Source organism: Escherichia sp. E14V7, from assembly GCF_004212225.1.
Lineage (GTDB): Bacteria > Pseudomonadota > Gammaproteobacteria > Enterobacterales > Enterobacteriaceae > Escherichia.
The window spans coordinates 226,895-248,489 of the sequence record NZ_RHJJ01000004.1; the positions used below are offsets into that span (position 1 = coordinate 226,895).

General features: G+C 49.4%; 18 protein-coding genes and 1 pseudogene. 6 read left to right on the plus strand and 13 right to left on the minus strand.

Annotated features, from left to right (window positions below; genetic code table 11):
- Position 1 precedes the first annotated feature (1 nt).
- The 3 genes from hemP to ppsR form a co-directional block, all read right to left on the minus strand.
- Positions 2–193, minus strand: coding sequence for a hemin uptake protein HemP (hemP, locus tag D9741_RS05500; RefSeq protein ID WP_001270810.1), 192 nt, complete (start codon positions 191–193; stop codon positions 2–4).
- 131 nt (positions 194–324) lie between these two features.
- Positions 325–1,371, minus strand: coding sequence for a 3-deoxy-7-phosphoheptulonate synthase AroH (gene aroH, locus D9741_RS05505; RefSeq protein ID WP_130218903.1), 1,047 nt, complete (start codon positions 1,369–1,371; stop codon positions 325–327).
- A 156-nt stretch (positions 1,372–1,527) separates the two neighbouring features.
- Positions 1,528–2,361 carry a posphoenolpyruvate synthetase regulatory kinase/phosphorylase PpsR gene (gene ppsR / locus D9741_RS05510; protein ID WP_000368046.1) on the minus strand — a complete coding sequence of 278 codons (834 nt, stop codon included), beginning with the start codon at positions 2,359–2,361 and terminating at the stop codon, positions 1,528–1,530.
- A gap of 332 nt (positions 2,362–2,693) precedes the next feature.
- On the opposite strand from ppsR, the gene ppsA reads away from it, so the two are divergent.
- From ppsA to D9741_RS05535, 5 genes are all read left to right on the plus strand, one after another.
- Entirely contained in the window at positions 2,694–5,072 is a 2,379-nt protein-coding gene (gene ppsA / locus D9741_RS05515; protein WP_130218905.1) for a phosphoenolpyruvate synthase, read from the plus strand.
- A 489-nt stretch (positions 5,073–5,561) separates the two neighbouring features.
- Complete coding sequence (locus D9741_RS05520) at positions 5,562–6,962, plus strand: anion permease (protein WP_130218907.1); 1,401 nt, start codon at positions 5,562–5,564, stop codon at positions 6,960–6,962.
- Between the two features lie 35 nt (positions 6,963–6,997).
- Positions 6,998–7,957, plus strand: coding sequence for a 2-hydroxyacid dehydrogenase (locus tag D9741_RS05525; protein ID WP_130218909.1), 960 nt, complete (start codon positions 6,998–7,000; stop codon positions 7,955–7,957).
- A 10-nt stretch (positions 7,958–7,967) separates the two neighbouring features.
- Positions 7,968–8,447, plus strand: coding sequence for a YhcH/YjgK/YiaL family protein (locus tag D9741_RS05530; RefSeq protein WP_130218911.1), 480 nt, complete (start codon positions 7,968–7,970; stop codon positions 8,445–8,447).
- 12 nt (positions 8,448–8,459) lie between these two features.
- Positions 8,460–9,203: an SDR family oxidoreductase gene (locus D9741_RS05535; protein WP_130218913.1), complete on the plus strand. Its 744-nt coding sequence runs from the start codon at positions 8,460–8,462 to the stop codon at positions 9,201–9,203.
- A 50-nt stretch (positions 9,204–9,253) separates the two neighbouring features.
- On the opposite strand, the gene fadK is transcribed toward D9741_RS05535, so the two are convergent.
- Genes fadK through D9741_RS05560 form a run of 5 tightly spaced genes read right to left on the minus strand, consistent with a single transcriptional unit; the run spans position 9,254 to position 14,307 of the window.
- Positions 9,254–10,894 (minus strand): medium-chain fatty-acid--CoA ligase, encoded by a 1,641-nt coding sequence (gene fadK, locus D9741_RS05540; RefSeq protein WP_130218915.1) that lies wholly within the window; start codon positions 10,892–10,894, stop codon positions 9,254–9,256.
- Between the two features lie 56 nt (positions 10,895–10,950).
- Positions 10,951–11,244, minus strand: a complete 294-nt coding sequence (locus D9741_RS05545; protein WP_000081086.1) for a ferredoxin family protein — start codon at positions 11,242–11,244, stop codon at positions 10,951–10,953.
- A complete protein-coding gene (locus D9741_RS05550) occupies positions 11,241–12,530 on the minus strand; it encodes an FAD-dependent oxidoreductase (protein WP_130218917.1) in 1,290 nt (429 codons plus the stop codon). Before D9741_RS05550 ends, D9741_RS05545 begins: the two co-directional genes overlap by 4 nt.
- A 54-nt stretch (positions 12,531–12,584) precedes the next feature.
- Entirely contained in the window at positions 12,585–13,523 is a 939-nt protein-coding gene (locus D9741_RS05555; RefSeq protein WP_130218919.1) for an electron transfer flavoprotein subunit alpha, read from the minus strand.
- Between the two features lie 19 nt (positions 13,524–13,542).
- Positions 13,543–14,307, minus strand: a complete 765-nt coding sequence (locus tag D9741_RS05560; RefSeq protein ID WP_130218921.1) for an electron transfer flavoprotein — start codon at positions 14,305–14,307, stop codon at positions 13,543–13,545.
- A 315-nt stretch (positions 14,308–14,622) separates the two neighbouring features.
- On the opposite strand from D9741_RS05560, the gene D9741_RS05565 reads away from it, so the two are divergent.
- Positions 14,623–15,534: an AraC family transcriptional regulator gene (locus D9741_RS05565; RefSeq protein WP_130218923.1), complete on the plus strand. Its 912-nt coding sequence runs from the start codon at positions 14,623–14,625 to the stop codon at positions 15,532–15,534.
- A 43-nt stretch (positions 15,535–15,577) separates the two neighbouring features.
- Here the strand turns inward: D9741_RS05565 and D9741_RS05570 are convergent, their stop codons facing one another.
- The 5 genes and pseudogenes from D9741_RS05570 to D9741_RS05590 all read right to left on the minus strand — a co-directional run bounded on the left by D9741_RS05570 (position 15,578) and on the right by D9741_RS05590 (position 21,418).
- Positions 15,578–16,729: an acyl-CoA dehydrogenase gene (locus D9741_RS05570; RefSeq protein ID WP_000347861.1), complete on the minus strand. Its 1,152-nt coding sequence runs from the start codon at positions 16,727–16,729 to the stop codon at positions 15,578–15,580.
- A 13-nt stretch (positions 16,730–16,742) separates the two neighbouring features.
- Positions 16,743–18,338, minus strand: coding sequence for an acyl CoA:acetate/3-ketoacid CoA transferase (locus D9741_RS05575; protein WP_130218925.1), 1,596 nt, complete (start codon positions 18,336–18,338; stop codon positions 16,743–16,745).
- 146 nt (positions 18,339–18,484) lie between these two features.
- Positions 18,485–19,243 carry a type I 3-dehydroquinate dehydratase gene (gene aroD, locus D9741_RS05580; protein WP_130218927.1) on the minus strand — a complete coding sequence of 253 codons (759 nt, stop codon included), beginning with the start codon at positions 19,241–19,243 and terminating at the stop codon, positions 18,485–18,487.
- 30 nt (positions 19,244–19,273) lie between these two features.
- The gene (gene ydiB / locus D9741_RS05585) at positions 19,274–20,140 is read right to left on the minus strand and encodes a quinate/shikimate dehydrogenase (RefSeq protein WP_130218929.1); all 867 of its coding nucleotides are present in this window, start codon (positions 20,138–20,140) and stop codon (positions 19,274–19,276) included.
- Between the two features lie 11 nt (positions 20,141–20,151).
- Positions 20,152–21,418, minus strand: a pseudogene (locus tag D9741_RS05590) (MFS transporter).
- Between the last annotated feature and the right edge of the window lie 177 nt (positions 21,419–21,595).

Sequence of the window (21,595 nt, forward strand, 5' to 3'; positions counted from 1 at the left end):
GCTACTTGGTCAACAGCAGCTTGCCAGCCTGAGTTTTACGGAGCAGGTATTCTTGCCCGTCATGATCGATAATCAGTTTGCCATCCGGACCTAACAGTGTCTGGCTGGTAATTCGCCGAATGGGCTGCGGGGAAGCGGTCTTGTGATTGGCATCCGTTTCAGGCGTGAGTTTTCTGCTATCCGTATAACGCATAGAAATTAATAATAATTTATATAACAATGATTCTTATTATCAATATTATGGCGAGCCAGAGCAAGCAGTAATGTGTTGAGAAGACAACAAGTTGCGCAGAAATGCCCATTCCGTCAGGAATGGGCACGCATTCAGAAGCGGGAATCTACCGCAGAGGCGAGTTTTTCGACCAGGCGTTCAGTATCTTCCCAACCTAAACAAGGATCGGTAATCGACTGACCGTAGGTGAGCGGCTGACTGCTGGCGATTTTTTGTGTACCTTCGCGCAGGAAACTTTCTGCCATAATTCCGGCAATCGCCGTGGAGCCATTGCGGATTTGCTGACAAATATCCTCACAAACTTCTAACTGGCGACGGTGCTGCTTCTGGCAGTTACCGTGGCTGAAATCCACCACCAGATGTTCAGGTAAATCAAACTCGTGCAGCGTATCGCAGGCTGCGGCGATATCATCGGCATGGTAGTTCGGTTTTTTGCCGCCACGCATAATAATGTGGCCATACGGGTTGCCGCTGGTCTGATAGATGGTCATCTGACCGTTTTTGTCTGGCGAGAGGAACATATGGCTGGCACGGGCTGCGCGGATAGCATCCACGGCAATCCGCGTGTTGCCATCGGTACCGTTTTTAAAACCTACCGGACAAGAGAGTGCCGAAGCCATTTCACGGTGGATCTGGCTCTCGGTAGTCCGTGCGCCAATCGCGCCCCAACTAATTAAGTCAGCAATAAACTGACCGGTCACCATATCGAGAAACTCGGTCGCGGTGGGAACGCCCAGTTCATTTACCTGCAACAGCAATTTACGCGCCATTTCAAGGCCGTGATTAACGCGATAGCTGCCGTTTAAATCCGGATCGGAGATGAGTCCTTTCCAGCCGACAACGGTACGCGGTTTTTCAAAATAGGTGCGCATTACAATTTCCAGTCGTGACTGGTACTGGTTGCGCAACGCCTGCAGACGGGTGGCATACTCCATGGCGGCGGTCAGATCGTGGATCGAGCAGGGGCCAATAATGACCAACAGTCGCTTATCTTCACCATTCAGTATTTTTTCAATTCTGCGGCGGGAATCAATGACATGGTTGGCGACGCCAGGCGTTACGGGATACCGTAGCGCGAGTTCGGCGGGCGTTACCAGGCTCTCGATACGCGCAGTACGGAGTTCGTCAGTTCTGTTCATTACAAGTCTCAGAAATTTGTTGCTTCAACGGCAGGACTACCGGGAAGTGATGCGCATCACGATAAACCAATCGCAGCTGATTTCAAGTGCGAGGTGTGTCACACCTCGCCGGGTGGTTAGCATGATAACAAAAAAACAAGCTAATGCACTAGTTCTCTAGTACATTCGGCGGCTAAGGCCCATGATATCGAGGATCTTGGTGGCAATCTCTTCTACCGAATAATTGGTACTGTTAATCCACGGGATCTGATTTTTACGGTACAACGCTTCCACTTCCGCGACTTCCATCCTGCACTGACGAAGCGAGGCATAGCGACTGTTCTCCCGACGCTCTTCGCGAATCGCCGCCAGACGCTCCGGGTCGATAGTCAGTCCGAACAATTTATGCTGAAGCGGCTTGAGCGACGCGGGTAGCACCAGATTATCCATGTCATCGGCAATAAAGGGGTAGTTTGCCGCGCGGATACCAAACTGCATCGCCAGATACAGGCTGGTGGGGGTTTTACCACAACGAGAGACACCGAGCAGGATCACCTGAGCCTGATCCAGATTGCGTAACGAAATGCCGTCGTCATGGGCGAGGGTGTAATCAATTGCCGCAATACGCGCATCATATTTATTGAGATTATTAGGGTTCAGGCCGTGGGTACGGTGAGCAATCGGCGTCGGGTCCAGTTTCATCTCTTGCTGGAGAGGGGCAACCAGCGCCTGCACAATATCCTGGCAAAAACCTTCGCTTTGCAAAATGATGGCGCGGATTTCCGGTAGCACAATGGAGTAAAAAACCAGCGGGCGCACACCTGTCTGGTGATAAATTGCGTCAATCTGATCCTTCACCGCCCGTGCACGGCTTTCATTTTCGACAAACGGCAGCGTAATGCTGCTGATAGTAACGGGAAATTGTGACATCACTGCGTGTCCTAATACCTCCGCAGTTATAGCCGTACCATCAGAAATATAAAAAACGTGGCGATCAACAGCATTATCCATTTTGTTCTTCCCGTGATGCAGACATAATTCTATGAAAGCATAAATTAAAAACGTACAGAAGCGTAGAAGGTTATGCCTGGTTTATAAAATGAACCTTCAATTTTATATTTTATGAAAACAGCATTTCATTTTTACGCTTTCGTTTATACCGATGGTTTATGTGGAAATTACTGAAGATAGCGAATTTGCGCAACGCAGGGATCTGTCTTAAAAAGTAAAAAAATATATTTGCTTGAACGATTCACCGTTTTTTTCATCCGGTTAAATATGCAAAGATAAATACGCAGAAATGTGTTTCTCAAACCGTTCATTTATCACAAAAGGATTGTTCGATGTCCAACAATGGCTCGTCACCGCTGGTGCTTTGGTATAACCAACTCGGCATGAATGATGTAGACAGGGTTGGGGGCAAAAATGCCTCCCTGGGTGAAATGATTACTAACCTTTCCGGAATGGGCGTTTCCGTTCCGAATGGTTTCGCCACAACCGCCGACGCGTTTAACCAGTTTCTGGACCAAAGCGGCGTAAACCAGCGCATCTATGAACTGCTGGATAAAACGGATATTGACGATGTTACCCAGCTTGCGAAAGCGGGCGCGCAAATCCGCCAGTGGATTATCGACACTCCCTTCCAGCCTGAGCTGGAAAACGCCATCCGCGAAGCCTATGCACAGCTTTCCGCCGATGACGAAAACGCCTCTTTTGCGGTACGCTCCTCCGCCACCGCAGAAGATATGCCGGACGCTTCCTTTGCCGGTCAGCAGGAAACCTTCCTCAACGTTCAGGGTTTTGACGCCGTTCTCGTGGCAGTGAAGCATGTATTTGCTTCTCTGTTTAACGATCGCGCCATCTCTTATCGTGTGCATCAGGGTTACGATCACCGTGGCGTGGCACTCTCCGCCGGTGTTCAGCGGATGGTGCGCTCCGACCTCGCATCTTCTGGGGTGATGTTCTCCATTGATACCGAATCCGGCTTTGACCAGGTGGTGTTTATCACTTCCGCATGGGGCCTGGGTGAAATGGTGGTACAGGGGGCGGTCAACCCGGATGAGTTTTACGTGCATAAACCGACGCTGGCGGCGAATCGCCCGGCTATCGTGCGCCGCACCATGGGGTCGAAAAAAATCCGCATGGTCTACGCGCCGACCCAGGAACACGGCAAGCAGGTTAAAATTGAAGATGTACCGCAGGAACAGCGTGACATCTTCTCGCTGACCAACGAAGAAGTGCAGGAACTGGCAAAACAGGCCGTACAAATTGAGAAACACTACGGTCGCCCGATGGATATTGAGTGGGCGAAAGATGGCCACACCGGTAAATTGTTTATCGTGCAGGCGCGTCCAGAAACTGTACGTTCTCGCGGTCAGGTGATGGAACGTTATACGTTGCATTCACAGGGCAAGATTATCGCCGAAGGCCGCGCTATCGGTCATCGTATCGGCGCGGGTCCGGTGAAAGTCATTCATGACATCAGCGAAATGAACCGCATCGAACCTGGCGACGTGCTGGTTACTGACATGACCGACCCGGACTGGGAACCGATCATGAAGAAAGCGTCCGCCATCGTCACCAACCGTGGCGGTCGTACCTGCCACGCGGCAATTATCGCTCGTGAACTGGGTATTCCGGCGGTAGTGGGCTGCGGTGATGCGACCGAACGTATGAAAGACGGTGAGAACGTCACCGTTTCTTGTGCCGAAGGCGATACCGGTTACGTCTATGCGGAGTTGCTTGAATTCAGTGTGAAAAGCTCCAGCGTGGAAACCATGCCGGACCTGCCACTGAAAGTGATGATGAACGTCGGTAACCCGGATCGGGCGTTTGACTTTGCCTGCCTGCCGAACGAAGGCGTGGGCCTTGCGCGTCTGGAGTTTATCATCAACCGCATGATTGGCGTTCACCCCCGCGCACTGCTTGAGTTTGATGACCAGGAACCACAGTTACAAAATGAAATTCGCGAGATGATGAAAGGCTTCGATTCTCCGCGTGAGTTCTACGTTGGCCGTCTGACCGAAGGGATCGCGACGCTGGGCGCTGCGTTTTATCCGAAACGCGTGATTGTCCGTCTCTCTGACTTTAAATCCAACGAATATGCCAATCTGGTGGGTGGTGAGCGTTACGAGCCGCATGAAGAGAACCCGATGCTGGGCTTCCGTGGCGCGGGCCGCTACGTTTCTGACAGCTTCCGCGACTGCTTCGCGCTGGAGTGTGAAGCGGTGAAACGTGTGCGCAACGACATGGGACTGATCAACGTAGAGATCATGATCCCGTTCGTGCGTACCGTGGATCAGGCGAAAGCAGTGGTTGAAGAACTGGCGCGTCAGGGGCTGAAACGTGGCGAGAACGGGCTGAAAATCATCATGATGTGCGAAATTCCGTCCAACGCCTTGCTGGCGGAACAGTTCCTCGAATATTTCGACGGTTTCTCTATCGGCTCAAACGACATGACACAGCTGGCACTCGGTCTGGACCGCGACTCCGGTGTGGTGTCTGAACTGTTCGATGAGCGCAACGACGCCGTGAAAGCACTGCTGTCGATGGCGATCCGTGCTGCGAAGAAACAGGGCAAATATGTCGGCATTTGCGGTCAGGGTCCGTCCGACCACGAAGACTTTGCTGCATGGCTGATGGAAGAGGGGATCGATAGCCTGTCTCTGAACCCGGACACCGTGGTGCAAACATGGTTAAGCCTGGCGGAACTGAAGAAATAAAATAAATACCCGGCGGCGTTCAGTCGCCGGGTCCATTTCTATATCCCCACCTTTTATCAACCTACTTCGGGCAAACGCGCTCGTGCAATATAAAAAGCTTCCGGGCATCATCTGAATAATTGGCTGGTGTTCTTTCTGATTTTAATTCGTTTGCGATCCTCTCCACAGAATAATTCTCGATACTGTTTTTTCTCAAAGCCGAATGTGACCACTCGTCAATTTCCTTAAGCATATGCGTAATTTTTTCGTCCAGAGTTCGTTGGATTGCACGAAGTCACTGGCGAGTCCCGTTTTTATACTGTCTTCAACCACAGCATAAAAAGGGATATGGATATGAAAAATTACCGCACCGTTATTCAGACATAAGCGCAGATTATGTAATTCAGAGAATTTATTCGAACTAAAACCGATTTTCTGATTTGTCTGGCTGTACAGAAAACAGGATAAATTCCCTCCGCGAGCGGAGGGAAACAGCTACAGGGATTGCATATGAGTTGCTATTTGAAAGTCCTGATTTGTGCGATTGTCGCACTCGCTATATGGTTTTCCCCCGTCCCTGACGGATTAACACCCTTAACCTGGCACATTCTGGCCATATTCATCACCACTGTGGTGGCGTTTATTCTGCAACCGTTGCCGGTAGGCGCTATCGCGTTAATAGCCATCAGTTTTATTATGCTGACCGGTATGATGAAAACCAGCGAAGCCTTAAAAGGTTTCAGCAGCACCACGGTATGGCTTATTGTCGCCGCATTCCTGTACGCGAAAGGATTCATCAAAACGGGGTTGGGGCGGCGTATCGCCTTTTTGCTGATTCGCGGATTTGGCGGCAGCTCGTTACGTCTGGGTTATACATTGGCGCTAAGCGATATGATTATCGCGCCCGCAACGCCATCAAACACAGCGCGAGCAGGGGGAATTTTGTTCCCGATTGTTCGCAGTGTCTCTAACAGCTTTGGATCTGAACCGGATCAAGGGCCGCGTAAAATTGGCGCTTATCTGATGCAGACGGTGTTCCATTCCAACTGTCTCTCATCCTCGATGTTTATGACGGCCAGCGCGCCAAATGCACTCATTGTATCTCTGGCGGCCAGCACCTTATTTGTCGATATCTCATGGGGGATGTGGACGCTAAGCGCACTGGTGCCGGGCATTATCGCTTTTATCACTATGCCGTTGGTCATTTACAAACTCTACCCGCCAGAGATCAAAAAGACGCCAGAAGCCAAAGCGTTGGCACAGGAAGAACTTATCAAAATGGGGCCGGTAACCCGAGATGAGCGCGTGACGATTGGCATTTTCCTGCTTTCATTATTGGCCTGGAGTACATCGAAATGGACTGGTCTGGATGCGACCGCTGTCGCGCTTTCCGGCGTCTGTTTAATGTTGATGACCCGGATTATCACCTGGCAGGATGTGCAGTCAGAGAAGGGGGCCTGGGACATTCTGGTCTGGCTGGGTGTCATGATCTGTATGGCTGATAAGCTCAATCAGCTTGGCCTGTTCAAATGGTTTGCTGTCACAACCTCGGCTCTGTTCACCGGCATTCCGTGGGAGATAACGTTGACGGTGTTGCTGATAGTTTACTGCTATTCCCACTATTTCTTTGCCGGAAGTACGCCGCATGTAGTGGCGATGTATGCCGCTTTTGGCAGCGTCTCGGTTGCTGCAGGCGCGCCGCCGATGATGGCTGCTCTGTCACTGGCGTTCGTCACTAACCTGATGAGCGGCATTTCGCATTATGGCAACGGACCCGCAGTCATCTATTACGGCGCTGGCTATGTCTCGCAACGAGAATGGTGGCGGCTGGGCTTTATCGTCATGTTGTTGAACATTGTCATCTGGTTCGGACTGGGGGCGGTGTGGTGGAAAATTCTTGGCCTATGGTAAGTGGCCTACGGCAAACATCAATCAAGGAATAGTGTATGAACTTAAAAGATATTCAGGTGGCGATCGTCGGCAAATTAAGCGACCGCTTAATGGCTAAAGTTGAATCTACCTTCACCGCATATCGCCTGTGGGAACTGACCGACGCAGACGCTTTTTACACGCAGATCGCGCCGGATATTAAGGCGCTGGTGACCAGTGGTAATCCGGTAATGGGAGCTTCTCGGGCGCTAATTGAAAAATTTCCGAATCTGAAGATTATTGCCAGTAATGGTGTGGGCTATGACCCCATTGATATCGTGGCAGCCAGGGAGCATGGCGTTATCGTCACCAACACCCCTGGCGTGCTTAATGACTGTGTTGCAGACATTGGCATGGCGTTGTTACTCAATGTTGCCCGACGTATTAACATTGCCGATCGTTATGTTCGTGGCGGTCGTTGGCCAAACGAAGGGCGTTTCCCGATGGCGACGAAAGTGAGTGGTAAACGTTGCGGAATTGTTGGTCTGGGGAACATTGGTAATGCTGTAGCCCGCCGTGCAGCAGCATTTGAAATGGAAATTCACTATTTCGACCCAAAACCGCATAACAAACCTGAATGGACGGCGCATGATTCGCTGGTTTCTCTGGCGCAAGCGGTGGACTTCCTCGTTCTGACGCTGCCAGGCGGGGTAAGTACACGCGGCGTTATCGACAAAACTGTGCTGCAGGCTCTGGGGAAAACCGGACATTTGATCAGTATTTCCCGGGGATCAGTGGTGAACGAAACCGATCTGATTGATGCTCTGCAAAATAACATCATTGCTGGTGCGGCACTGGACGTTTATGCCAACGAACCACATGTGCCAGAACAATTAATGTCGCTGGATAACGTTGTCCTGACGCCACATATCGCCAGTGGTACGAGCGAAACGTTTAATGCAATGGCAGATTTGGTTTTTGATAACTTACAGGCTTTCTTTAGCGGACAGCCAGTTATTACCCCTGTTACTCAATAAGGCGGGAAATATGATTTATGGTGATATCGCGTATCTTAGTGAACAACAAAAGCGGACATTTCATCCTGTCATTGCTCGTGTCATTGAGTATCTTTCACAGCATGAGCTGAATAGTGTTCCTGTGGGGGAAAAGGTTTTTATTCAGGATGACTCAATATTTTATACCGTGGTTGAACCGATGACTAAACCACTACATGAATGCCGACCAGAAGTTCATCGTAAATATCTTGATGTCCATTTCTTAATTGCCGGAGAAGAGCGGATTTGTGTGGATTTTGATGATGGAGAAAACTCGGTTGTAGAAAGCCACCTGGGCGACCGTGACGTTATTTTTTATGCTGATGAACGTATTAATGATCGGATAATCACGTTGACACCAGGACAGTTTGTGGTGGTCTTCCCGGAAGAGGTACATCGGGCATGTTATAAAGTCGATAACGTGGAGAAAATCAAAAAAACAGTCGTGAAAATCGACATGAGTTTATTATAGGCGGAGCTGGCTATGACAAAAATTGCCCTGGTGACAGGGGGAAGTAAAGGTATCGGCTACGCGGCAGCAAAGGCACTCTATGACATTGGATATACTGTTATTGTTGCCGCGCGTAACGAAGAAACCTTACAGCAATGTGCACAAGGTTTAGCCAAGGAACGCTTTATTCCTCTGGTTGCTGATGTCACGGATGAGTCCGCTGTCGTTGCACTATTTGCCGAGATTAAGGTTCGTTTTGGTCGACTGGATCTCTTGTTCAATAATGCGGGCAATAATAGTCCGGCAAAAAGTATTGAAGAGGTTGAGTTTACTGAGTGGACACGCGTGTTTAACGCCAATATTCACTCGACATTTTTGTGTTCGAAAGAAGCGATTAAAATCATGAAAGCGCAGCAGCCAATGGGAGGACGCATTATTAACAATGCGTCGATTTCCGCACTGACACCGCGCCTTTATACTGCGGCATACACGGCGTCGAAACATGCTGTTACCGGGTTGACCAAGGCCATTTCCCTTGATTGTCGCAAATTTAATATCGCTTGCGGGCAAATTAATATCGGCAATGCGGAAACGACATTATCGAATCGGATGCGTAAGGGCGTTTATCAGGCAGATGGCGCTATTAAAGCGGAAGATATGATGAATGTTGCTGATGTTGCAGCAGCCATTCAGATGATGGCCCAGTTGCCAGTAACCACGAATGTGCTGGAAATAACGATTATGGCAAATAATATGCCATATGTCGGACGTGGTTAATCGGGATTGAATAAAGCACCTTGCGTATAAGGTGCTTTATTATTTATGAATTATGCCTCAACGCATGTTTGTTCCAGCCGTTGAAGAATATCTTTGCGTAACAAAAATTTTTGTATTTTACCGGAGGCCGTGCGCGGCAGTTTTTCGATCACCACGATATGTTCAGGGTATTTATATTTCGCGACCCGTTTACGGCTAAAAAATGCCACTACATCTTCCAGCGATAATGAATGATGCGGTGCTTTCAGCACGACATAGGCGCATGAACGTTCACCTAAGCGTTCATCGGGCATTGCAACCACACAAGCATCGTGAATTTTAGGATGCTGCAATAGAATATCTTCCACTTCACGGCTGCTAATATTTTCGCCGCCGCGGACAATAATATCTTTCTTGCGTCCGGTTATTTTTATATAGCCAGCTTCATCCATGCGGCAGAGATCGCCACTGTAATACCAGCCCTCTTCATCCAGCGCGCGAGCGGTTAATTCAGGTTCATCAAAATAACCCATAAACACATTAGGGCCACGCGAGGCCTCTTCACCTTCGCAACCAGGCGGTAAGGTCTTGCGTGCGTCATCGACCACTTTAATTTCCACTCCTGCGGCAGCGTAACCATCGGTGTGCATAAAGCGCAACAAAGGATCGTCGAGATTCACCACTGCATGTGGCGAGCTTTCTGTGGAACCATAAACGCTTAATAATTTAATGCCGCGCTGCTGGCATTCACGCGCCACTTTTTTGGGGATTGTGGTACCGCCGCAAAGAAAGAAACGCAGCGCTGAAAGGTCTGCGGGCTGTTTCTCTAGTAAATTCAAAAGATCATAGACAAACGGCGTTGCGCCGAGCATACAGGTGCAACGCTGCTGCTCAAGCAGCGCGAGACACGCATCAGGAGTGAAAATATCTAACAACACGCTGCGAGCACCAATCAAAAATGGTGCTGTTACGCCATGCAGAAAGCCCGTTGCGTGGCCGAGTGGCGCAGGCATCATAAAGACATCCTGCCAGGTCAGATTCAGCCGCGCGCAATAAGCCCGCTCACTGGCGAGAATATTGTTATGCGTTAGCATCACGCCCTTTGGCATACCCTCAGTTCCGGAGGTAAATAGCACCGCCGCTAATTCATCGCCGTGGACCGATGTTGCGACGGCCAGCGGGGGATTGTCGGCAATAATCTGACTTAACGAGAGAGACGAGGTGGCGGGGGCCAGCTTATCCACGCCGACGATCTGTTGTAGTTGTGGAAGCTGATTTTGCAGTGGCAGGATTAAATCTACCGGACGCGTTTGTTTAAACAATGTCGGTGCAAAAAACATTTTTGCCTGACACTTATTGAGCACCCATACCAGTTCAGCTTCCCGCCAGGAAGGCAACAGTGGTACGGAAACCGCACCGATTTTCAGGCAGGCAAGATAGATAACGGTAAATTCACACCAGCCAGGCAATTGAAAAGCGATACGATCGCCCGATTCAATACCGTTAGCCAGTAACCAGCTTGCCAGACAGTTCGCAGCGTGATCGAGTGCGCTATAGGTGTACGATTCGCCATGATTATCGACAACGGCTATTTTGTCTGGCATCGCGCATGCAGTCTGCCGCCAGTAGTCGGCCAGCGAAGCATCGCCCCATAACCCTTGTTGTCGATAGGCTGCACGACGCTGCGCGTTAAACGTTAATGTCACTTTCATTTTGAACTCTCGAAACAGAACGTCAGGCCCGAGGTGCGGGCCTGTGGGAAGCGTAATTAGCCGTAACGGAAATCAATACCGAAGGTGCCTGCGGGGTATTGCCATTGTTCGAGAATAGTGTTGCCACACAGCACCCGACAGGTGCCGCACTCCAGACAACCGGCGGAATCAAAATGAATGTTTCCCGCGTCATCCTGCTTATACAGTCCGGCAGGGCAGGCTTTCATTAATTTTTGAAATTCATTGATGTCGGGATTTGCCGCCAGAATGATATGTGGGTGGCCCTCATCAACATGGAATTTGTTGACGCCTAATTTGACGTCAACGTTGACCGTAGCGTTCTGGCTCATAGCGCGGTTGCTCCCTTAATACCATCTTTCAGCAGATTAATCAGCCCGATTTTCTTCGCATGTCCGAGAATCATTTTTCGTACCGGCTGGTTTGGTTTGCCGTCAATAGTGAACATATCGTTCATGATATCGGCGACCATGCGCGGATACTGACTAAACAGGCGCGGGTTTTCCATCAGCGCTGGGATCTTGCGAAAATGCTGCATATCACGCATAACACAGCTTTGTTCCAGCTCGTGCTTGTATTGCGCCAGGCTGCTGGTGGAGAAATCCGCGCGTTCTTTGGCGGCAATCACCGTTGTGGCAGCCGCCTGGGCCGATGCGATGGCTAAATCCATTCCGCGAACCGTAAAGCCCAGATTGAGGCAGAAACCTGCGGCATCACCGACGATCATCACACCATCGTTAACCAGTTGCGGCACCATTGCCAGACCGCCTTCCGGCACCATATGCGCGGAATATTCAAGCAGTTTGCCACCGCTAATCAGTGGGCGAATGGCGGGGTGCTGTTTAAAATCCTCCAGCATTTGCGGCACGCTTTTTTGCGCATGGGCGATATCACCCAATCCACAAACCAGACCCAACGATACGGAATCGTGATTGGTGTAGATGAATCCGCCGCCCATCAGGCCGTCAGAAGGGGAACCGGCAAACAGCCAGGCGGCACCTTCGTCGTCAGTGACGTTAAAGCGATCGTTGATTTGCTCCGGCGTGAGGCCAATGACTTCTTTAACGCCAACAGCGTAATGATGCGGTTCGGAGGCGGGAACCATTCCCAGCGAACGGCCAAGCATTGAATTAACGCCATCAGCCAGAATCACCACATTGGCTTCGAGAATATCATCCCCGGCCTGGACGCCTGTGACCTTGTTTTCTTCACGAACCAACGCATCGACGCGAACGCCCGGGATAAACTGCGCACCCGCCTGTTCGGCTTGTTCCATCAACCACGGGTCGAGACGATTGCGCAATACGGTATAAGAAGCGTGTTGCGGAACATCTGGCTGCTCGCGGTGAAAATCGAGGGTAACGGCGCTCTCTTCGGTTAAGAAGGAGATTTTCTCGCGTGTGACTTTGCGTTCTACCGGCGCTGATGCAGCAAAGCCGGGAATGATCGCTTCAAGCGTGTGGGCATAAAGACGCCCGCCGGTCATATTTTTACATCCGGCACTGTCGCCGCGTTCGATCACCAGGACATCCAGTCCGGCTCGCGCCATGACCAATGCGGCAACGCTACCGGCAACGCCCGCACCGACCACAATGGCATCAAATTTGTCATCCGACATGCGTTATGCTCCCTTCCCGCTGCGTTTACAGCGGGAGATGTGGTTGAAAGGGAATTAGCGACTCAACTGGCTAATCAGGGCAGGGACGACTTTGTAGATATCGCCCACCAGACCGTAGTCGGCATAGTTGAAGATTGGCGCGTTTTTATCTTTATTGATGGCGACAATCACTTTTGCGCCATTGCCGCCAACCATATGTTGGATCTGCCCGGAGATCCCCAGCGTCAGGTAGAGGTCGGATTTCAGCAACACGCCGGAGACACCGATATAACGTTCACGCTCCATCCAGTTCTCGCCTTCGGCAATCGGGCGTGAACAACCGACTTCAGCATTGAGTGCCGCTGCCAGTTCGTGAATCATTTTCAGGTCATCCTGCGCTGCCAGACCACGACCGACGCCAACCACGCGTTTTGCTTTGCTCAGGTCCACGCTGCTTGCCGCTTTCGCACGGCGTTCGCGACTAAGAATTTCATGACGCGGAGCAACGTAAGGCACAGTTTCAATCGGACACTGATGCGAGGCGTCACTGGTGCAAGGTTCCTGAACACCGGGCGCAAGGGTAATGATCGCCAGCGGGCTATTGATCTTTTCCTGGGCGAACGCCAGCCCGCCATACATACGGTGCTCGGCGTAAACGTGACCATCGACCACATCAACCGCAGTGGCATCGTTCACCAGCGCCGCATTCAGTTGCACACTTAACCGTGCAGCCAGCGCTTTACCGCGTTTTGTCGCGGCCAGCAGCAACATAGAGGTGTGTTTATCTTTCAGCAGGGCAGCAATGCTTTCAGCGTAATTTTCAGTGCGTTGCAGTGCATCGTTTTGCTCAAGAACATAAATACATTTTGGACCATAAGGCATAACAGCCTGTGCCTGGTCGGTATTTTGTACAATGGCATACACCTGTTGGCCCCATTGCTGCGCACCGCCAAACAGTTCGGCATAACGTTCAGGATTATCGCTAAAGACCCAGACGTTGTTTAATTGACTCATCGTTTCTTCTCCGTTGGCTTTAGTTCAGGGCTTTCTTCAGATGTTCCGCCAGCTCGGCAATGGCTTCCGGCGAATCGTTATCGAGAATGATGTGTTTGCGTTCTGTTTGCGGCGGTACGCGAACGCCGATCAGTTCAGCAAGCGGCGTGGCCTGGCTCCAGCCGATATCACTCGCCTGCCACTGATGTACCGTTTTTTTGCCCGCGCCGAGAATGGCTTTCATCGATGGAATGCGTGGCACGTTAATATCGGACGTGACGCACAGCACGGCTGGAACAGAGAGTTCGATCACTTCAACTTCATCTTCAAGCGTGCGTTCAACTATCAGCGTATTCCCCTGACGCTGAATGGCACTCACCGCGTTGATCACCGGAAGTTGCAACATTTCTCCCACCAGCAGGCCAACCTGTTGGGCATAGAGATCGCCAGAACCTTCACCGAAGATCAGTAAATCGAAGCCGATCTTTTCTGCCGCCGCGGCCAGGGCCTTAGCCGTATCAAGGGGGAGTGCATGCTCAAGCTGGGCATCCTGCACCATATACAGACAGTGCGGTCCGCGGGATAACACGTCTTTACGCACTTTTGAGTTCTGCAACAATGAGCCGCCAACAGTCAGCGCGGCTATCTCATCGTCATCTGTTGCAAGCTGGCTTGCAGCTTCAATGGCATTGAGATCGAACTGGCTGATTTTGGCGTCGGCATTGTCGAAATTGAGGGTGTACTCGGGAGTGACAACAATGTCCTGTTCTTCAGGCACCAGCTTAAAGCAGGTTATTATTTTCATGATTTCTCCTGTGGATCGCATACGGAACCATCTCCGATGGAAGGTAAAAATGGCCTGAAAATAGTGTGCGATAGCAGGGCGGGGTTTTCGACGGAGCAATCTGTTTTCCTTGCCAACAATCTTGCAAAAAAAATGCGATCGCTAAAACAAAAGCGAAATGTACAGAAATATTCTTCAGTGCTGGGCGTACTATCTTGCATTCAATGTAAATAATCTTGTTTAGCTCTCGCTAAATGCGGTTGTATAACCGCAATACACGCCGTATTTTATCCGGCATATATTGTTTTTGCTTGCTCATGGAATAGGGAGGTTGTCATGTATCAACGCTGTTTTGATAATGCCAGCGAAGTGCTGTTTGTCGCCGGTAAAACGCCACGACTTTCGCGCTTTGCGTTTAGTGACGATCCTAAATGGGAGTCGGGACATCACGTTCATGATAATGAAACCGAGCTGATTTATGTTAAGAAAGGAGTGGCAAGATTTACCATTGATTCTTCGCTCTATGTGGCACATGCCGATGACATTGTGGTGATAGAGCGTGGCAGACTGCACGCGGTGGCCTCAGATGCTAACGACCCGGCAACGACCTGTACCTGTGCGCTATACGGTTTTCAGTTTCAGGGCGCAGAAGAAAATCAGTTACTGCAACCGCATTCTTGCCCGGTAATTGCCGCAGGGCAGGGAAAAGAGGTCATCAAAACGCTTTTTAATGAATTAAGTGTGATTTTACCGCAAAGTAAAAATGGCAACACATCTTCAGTGTGGGATGCATTTTCCTATACGTTAGCGATTCTCTATTACGAAAACTTTAAAAATGCCTATCGTTCGGAGCAGGGGTATATTAAAAAAGATGTCCTGATAAAAGATATTCTCTTTTATCTTAATAATAATTACCGCGAAAAAATCACTTTAGAACAGTTATCGAAAAAATTTCGTGCCAGCGTCAGTTATATTTGCCATGAATTTACTAAAGAGTATCGAATTTCTCCCATTAACTACGTCATTCAACGGCGTATGACGGAAGCGAAATGGTTGCTGACCAATACCGATTTGTCGCAGGCAGAAATCTCCTGGCGCGTGGGTTATGAAAATGTCGATCATTTTGCCAAACTGTTTTTGCGCCATGTTGGCTGTTCTCCCAGTGATTACCGCAAACAATTTAAAAATTGTTTTGCTGAACAAGAAATCTTATCTGAATTTTCTGAACCTGTAAGTCTTGCCGGATAAATCTGACGGCGCAGTTTTTGTCAGAAGCTGCGCCGCCTGAAGATTATTTATTCTGGTAATCTTTCAGGATCTGCCGACCTGCAACGTAAATCATAATCTCGTCAGTACCACCGCCAATCCGTTCACAGCGCACATCACGCCAGAAGCGGGAGACGCGCGCCTCATCGGTGTAGCCCAGACCGCCCATGATTTGAATCGCATCGTCAATGACTTCCATTGCAGTGCGTGCGCAGTACAGTTTTGCCAGCGCCGCGCTGGTGCGCAGTGACTGATGCTGATCGGCTTGCCATGCCACTTTCAGAACCATATTGCGCATGTTGTCGATCTTAATCGCCATCAGTGCCAGCTTTTCCTGGATCATCTGGTTATGACCAATTGGCTTACCAAAAGCGATACGCTGGTTGGCATAGCGGGCGGCATCTTCGAATGCGCATTCGGCAAAGCCAGTGCTGCGCGCGGCGTTGATCAGGCGCTCCATCTCAAAGTTGTACATCACATTGAGGAAACCCATTCCTTCTTCGCCTACCATGTCGCTCTCTTCAACTTCCACGTTGTCGAGATAAACTTCGCAGGTGCTAAGCATATGCCAGCCGATTTTATGCAGCGGATTGATCTTAATGCCGGGCTTACTGGACTCAACCCACCACAGGGTGAAGGCTTTTTTCGGATCTTTCGGTTCTGGATCGCGCGCCAACACCAGCATATACGGGTACTCTTTCGCACCGGTAATAAAGGTTTTCTGTCCGTTGATGTAAACCTTGCCATTTTTACGCGTGTAAGTGGTGGTGGCGCTGTTGTTATCTGAGCCAGCACCGGGTTCCGTCAACGCCAGGGCATAGGCGGGGTCGCCGGTTTCCAGGGTGCTTTCTGCCGTTTTACGTAGCTGCTCCTCAGAACCGAAACGGCGCATGCTGTGAATACACTGACCGTTGGTAATCAAAAACGCCGGAGCACCGCATTTTGACACTTCCATCAGCGCCAGCATCTGGGTGACGTAATCCGCAGGGATGCCGCCGAACTCTTCCGGCACGCCAAGCATAGAAATGCCGTTATCCGCCAGCGCCCGCATAAACTCACGCGGATATGTACCGTTTTGATCGCAGGTGCGGAAATACTCTTCCGGAAAGTTAGTTGTAATCAGTTCGCGAATACTGGCCAGCAGCAGTTCTTGTTCTTCAGTTAAAGAAAAATCCATCGTGATACTCCTGTTAATGAGCCGCTTCAGGCAGGACAAAACCCATCGCCGCATCGATAAATAATCTTTCGTCCATCATTTTCAGTTCTGGCGAAATAACTGGGGTGAAATCCATTTTGTCGAGAATATCTTTTTGTAAATCGACGCCAGGCGCGATTTCGATTAAATGCAGGCCGTCTTCTTTCAGGGTGAATACAGCACGTTCGGTGATGTAACGAACATCCAGTCCCCGTTCGAGCGCGATTTTTCCGCTAAAAGTAATTTCCGGTAGTTCACGGATAAATTTATTTACCCGTCCTTCCTGGACGATATTTAATTTACCATCGGCAATTTCTGTTTTTAAACTGCCCGCAGTTAACGTGCCGCAGAAAATGATTTTCTTCGAGGTGGCACTGATATCAATAAATCCACCTGTACCCATGATTTTGCCATTGAATTTATGCACACCGACGTTACCGTGCTGGTCGACTTCGGCAAAACTCAAATAACAGACATCCAGACCACCGCCGTGGTAAAAATCGAACTGGGAAGTCATATCCAGAATGGCGCGGGTATTCACGTTCGCGCCAAAGGCGATACCTTGCGAAGTAATACCGCCAATTGGGCCTGTTTCCACCGTCAGAATAAAGTCATCAGCACAACCTTCTTCCCGGGCGACCAGGCCAATACCGTCGGCAATACCGACACCAACATTCCCCACAGCACCTTTGCGCATTTCAAACAATGCGCGCCGCGCGACTAATTTACGCTGATTAAGAGGCAAGCTAAGTTGGGTGCTGTCATCCAGGGTGAAGTCACCAGAAATAAAACGATTAACTGGCGCACCGCCATACAGTTGGGTTTGGTCCGGATCGACCACCACAATATCGATAAGATAACCTGGAATACGGACAGCTTTAGGATGCAGCGTGGCTTTCTTAACCATCTTCTGCACCTGCATCATCACGATACCACCGTTATTGTGCACCGCCTGGGCAATAACCAATGCGTCGAGATACATCACTTCATCTTCAAAGGTGGCGTAGCCTTCGCTGTCGCAGGTGGTGGCACGAATAAAGGCAATATCTGGCGCGATCGCTTTGTAATAGAGATATTCTTTATTATCAAACTCGACCAGTTTAATCAGATCTTCTTTAGTCACTTCATTCAGTTTGCCGCCTTGCTGGCGAGGGTCGACAAACGTTCCGATACCAATATCGCTAATAATTCCTGGCTGGTGGGCAGCAGCAGCGCGCAATGTTTGAGTGAGCACACCTTGTGGATAGTTATAGGCAACAATTTTATTTTGTACTGCGAGTTCAGAAATACGTGGTGATTGTCCCCAATGGCCGCATAATGCCCATTTCACCAGACCTTCTTGCGCCAGCGGACTAATACCCCGATCGGCGCGATCGCCAAGCCCTGTAGGGCTAATAATCGATAAATTACGCGGTGTCTGGGTTTGTTTATATTTGTCAGCAAGAGCGGTAATTAATGTGGTGGCTTCCAGAATACCGCCACCTGCACCTAATACACAAAGCGTTGCTTCGTCGGGAATATAACTTACCGCTTCCTGTGCCGACAGGACCGGCACGCGTCCATTAATACGAGGTGGTTTTACAGGTTTCATTATTTTTTCCTGATTCAGGTGTGGGTTTCTCTGCGCAAGCATTAAAAATAGCGCACAGATACCCACAGAATATTTTTATTAAAATACTCTTTAAAAATATTTTTTTAATACGGCGGGGAAGGTTACTCCCGCCGGTACGTTATTTATTACGCCTGGTGCAAAATAGTTAATACTGTGCGCAAATCATTCACCGATATTTGCCCAGGCGCAGAGGCTTTTTTTACTGCGCCAAAGGTTGCGGCCGAACCAAATACTTCACCAGCCAAACGGGAAATTACGCCAGTTTTTGCCATCGACATCGTGATGATTGGACGATCGGCATACTGCTCCTGCATCTCCAGGGTAGCGGCAAGCAACGTCAGGACATCGCTGGTGCTTTGCGGCATCAACGCAATTTTAGGAATATCGGCGTCGAAGGACTGCATTTTACGCAAACGGGCAATAATCTCTTCGGCTTCCGGCGTTTTATGGAAGTCATGGTTGGACATGACAACCTTCACATCATGCGCATGTGCATAGGCGACGGTTTCTTTAACCTGATCATCGCCGGTAAATAACTCCAGATCGATCATATCGACCAGACCGCTGTCGATGGCTGCGCGATTGAGTGCAATATAAGCCTCAGTGGAAATCGCCTGCTCGCCGCCTTCTTTAGCGCTACGGAAGGTAAACAGCAGCGGTTTTTCTGGCATTACCTCACGGAGGATTTTTGCCGCGGCCATGACAGACTCCACGCTGGAGAGGTCGGCAAAGTGGTCCACACGCCATTCCAGAATATCAAAGTCCGCTTCACGATAGGCGAGAGCTTCAGATTTCACGCTGGCGATATCCTTTGCCATCAGCGAGACGATGATTTTTGGTGCGCCCGTGCCAATGACGAGATCTTTTACTGTTACGGTTTTCATTTTTTACCCTTTCTGCACGCGGTCAGCCTGTCAGGCGCCGAACCCCATGACCTGTTTAACGTATTCCAGAGGGAAATCTTTGCCAGTCCATAACGTGAACTGTTCAGCCCCTTGCCACAACAACATGCCGTATCCATCAATCGTTTTGCAACCTGCTTGTTGCGCCTGCTGCAATAACTTCGTCATATGCGGGTTATACACGCATTCAGTGACCAGCAGTCCTGGGTGTAACATACTGACATCGTTAACTAATGATTCATTTTCAAGAGGCTTCATACCCACTTTTGTGCCGTTGGTTAAAATGTCGGCGGAAGCCAGGGCTTCAGCAAAGGCTTGCTGATCGGCGAGATCGGTCACGGTGACGACACAATCGGTGTTTTCGTTGACCCGTTGTGCGAAGGCGAGGGCTTTATCGAAGAATTCATCCCGACGGTTGAAGATTTTAATCTCTTTTAAACCTTCAATCGCGCCTTGCGCGCCAATCGCCGTTGAGGCACCACCGGCACCTAGCAGCACCATCGTTTTGCCTTTGATATCAAAACCGCTCTCTTTAATGGCGCGAATATGGCCCGTGCCGTCGGTGTTATAGCCGCGCAGGTAGCCGTCATCATTGACGATGGTATTGATAGCGCCAACCAGTTTGGCCGCTGGTGTTAATTCATCAACATATTCACACGCCAGTTGTTTGTTAGGCATCGACACACCGGTTCCGCGCATTTTTAAGGCTTTTAAGCCTTCAATTGCGCCGGCAAAGCTATCGTTATCCACTTCAAAGGCCATATAGGTAAATGGCAATCCCGCTTTTTCTAAGGCTTTGTTTTGCATTTCAGGCGATAAACTGTGGCGGATAGGATAGGCCATCAGGCCAATCAATTCGTATTTAGCGGTAACATCCATAATTAACTCCTCTAATTTCTTTGCTTAATTGTGTTTAACCGGGGTGCTAAGATTGCGTTCGCCAAACCGGACATCATTTTCAGGAATAATGAAAACGCGGTAATAGCGGATGAAAACAATAATTGCGGTAATCAGGGCCAGCAGCGCGAAAGTAAAATCGAGAACGATGATGTATTGCAGGCCGATATTCGACAGATAACCGGTAATCAGCGGAATAACAAAATTGGCCAGACCACCCATCATCATATAAATACTGGTGACTTTGGCTTTGCTTTTTGGAAAAAACTCGGACATGACTGAAACGCCAAGCTGTAAAATACCGCCAGCAGCAGAAAAACCGATAACAAAAGCCCCTGCATTACAGACCAGTGGAGAGGGGTACAGATAAATGATAGCAGCGGTTACCGTTGCTAGTGCTGAGTTAAACACGTTAGCCCAGATGGGACGTACCATTTTTTTCAATAGTGCGGCAAAAATAAAGACACAGACCAGCGAACCCATACTGTAATAAGAGATGGTTTTTAATGCCTCAGCTTCCGACATACCGGCAAACGCCATCGCATATTTGGGCATCCACACGACAATGACATAAAAGGTCGAGAATGCGGCAACACCGAACAACACCGATGAAACACCTTCCAGCCAGACTAACGGCTTACTGTTCATTTGCGGTAGTTCACCAGCTACGCTGGCATCCACCAACTGGCCTGGGAATTTACTTTTCAATAGCATCAGCGTGATCAGCACAAATACGATGCCTGGGATAATCAGCCCATAACCGTACCAGATGTTATTCAACAGCATATAACTCACCAGCATCGGATAGAGCATTTGCCCGAACGATATCATCGCCTTAACCAATATTACGGCTGAACCCGAGGCTTTCGGGAAGCATTCCATCAACGCCGGATATCCACCGGTATCCAGGGCTGAGTTGGCGATACCAACGCACACAGCCAGACCGTAAGCGAGAGCTAAACTTGGGCAGGCCGGAATACCAAAGAAAAACAGCATATACATGGCAACGGCCATGAATATTACTGCTCGTCGACCAAATTTATCGGAGATTACACCGAAGAATAAAATACTTATCAGACGGCCCAGACCGATACCAGAAATTAAATAGGCGATACCGGCGTTATCGGTAGAAAACTTTTCTGCCAGAGATGACATGTTTTGTGCAAGCGTAATAACACTAATGCCATGTAGGAAATAGCTGAAGTATACACAAAGGACAGCCAGGATAAATGGCGTGCTGAAAGCCTTATTTTGAGACATTTTCACAGCTCCTTGCTGAAAGATAATTTTGTTACCGTCCGTGTTGTATTTCGACGGTTTTCATAATCACTATACTGAAGATGATTTTCTCTGGGTACATGGCATAAAGTTTATGTTTCCAGGAATATTGCATGTGATAGTTTGTTTTTGATCGCGATTTTCCTTAATTAGCGCAGA

Excerpts from the sequence above, each read along its gene's own strand:
- D9741_RS05555 (WP_130218919.1), bottom strand. The coding sequence starts at position 13,523 with ATGAGTCAATTAAACAACGTCTGGGTCTTTAGCGATAATCCTGAACGT.
- ydiB (WP_130218929.1), bottom strand. The coding sequence starts at position 20,140 with ATGGATGTTACCGCTAAATACGAATTGATTGGCCTGATGGCCTATCCT.
- D9741_RS05520 (WP_130218907.1), top strand. The coding sequence starts at position 5,562 with ATGAGTTGCTATTTGAAAGTCCTGATTTGTGCGATTGTCGCACTCGCT.
- aroD (WP_130218927.1), bottom strand. The coding sequence starts at position 19,243 with ATGAAAACCGTAACAGTAAAAGATCTCGTCATTGGCACGGGCGCACCA.
- fadK (WP_130218915.1), bottom strand. The coding sequence starts at position 10,894 with ATGAAAGTGACATTAACGTTTAACGCGCAGCGTCGTGCAGCCTATCGA.
- D9741_RS05545 (WP_000081086.1), bottom strand. The coding sequence starts at position 11,244 with ATGAGCCAGAACGCTACGGTCAACGTTGACGTCAAATTAGGCGTCAAC.
- D9741_RS05560 (WP_130218921.1), bottom strand. The coding sequence starts at position 14,307 with ATGAAAATAATAACCTGCTTTAAGCTGGTGCCTGAAGAACAGGACATT.
- D9741_RS05575 (WP_130218925.1), bottom strand. The coding sequence starts at position 18,338 with ATGAAACCTGTAAAACCACCTCGTATTAATGGACGCGTGCCGGTCCTG.
- ppsA (WP_130218905.1), top strand. The coding sequence starts at position 2,694 with ATGTCCAACAATGGCTCGTCACCGCTGGTGCTTTGGTATAACCAACTC.
- D9741_RS05565 (WP_130218923.1), top strand. The coding sequence starts at position 14,623 with ATGTATCAACGCTGTTTTGATAATGCCAGCGAAGTGCTGTTTGTCGCC.
- hemP (WP_001270810.1), bottom strand. The coding sequence starts at position 193 with ATGCGTTATACGGATAGCAGAAAACTCACGCCTGAAACGGATGCCAAT.
- D9741_RS05530 (WP_130218911.1), top strand. The coding sequence starts at position 7,968 with ATGATTTATGGTGATATCGCGTATCTTAGTGAACAACAAAAGCGGACA.
- ppsR (WP_000368046.1), bottom strand. The coding sequence starts at position 2,361 with ATGGATAATGCTGTTGATCGCCACGTTTTTTATATTTCTGATGGTACG.
- D9741_RS05535 (WP_130218913.1), top strand. The coding sequence starts at position 8,460 with ATGACAAAAATTGCCCTGGTGACAGGGGGAAGTAAAGGTATCGGCTAC.
- aroH (WP_130218903.1), bottom strand. The coding sequence starts at position 1,371 with ATGAACAGAACTGACGAACTCCGTACTGCGCGTATCGAGAGCCTGGTA.
- D9741_RS05550 (WP_130218917.1), bottom strand. The coding sequence starts at position 12,530 with ATGTCGGATGACAAATTTGATGCCATTGTGGTCGGTGCGGGCGTTGCC.
- D9741_RS05570 (WP_000347861.1), bottom strand. The coding sequence starts at position 16,729 with ATGGATTTTTCTTTAACTGAAGAACAAGAACTGCTGCTGGCCAGTATT.
- D9741_RS05525 (WP_130218909.1), top strand. The coding sequence starts at position 6,998 with ATGAACTTAAAAGATATTCAGGTGGCGATCGTCGGCAAATTAAGCGAC.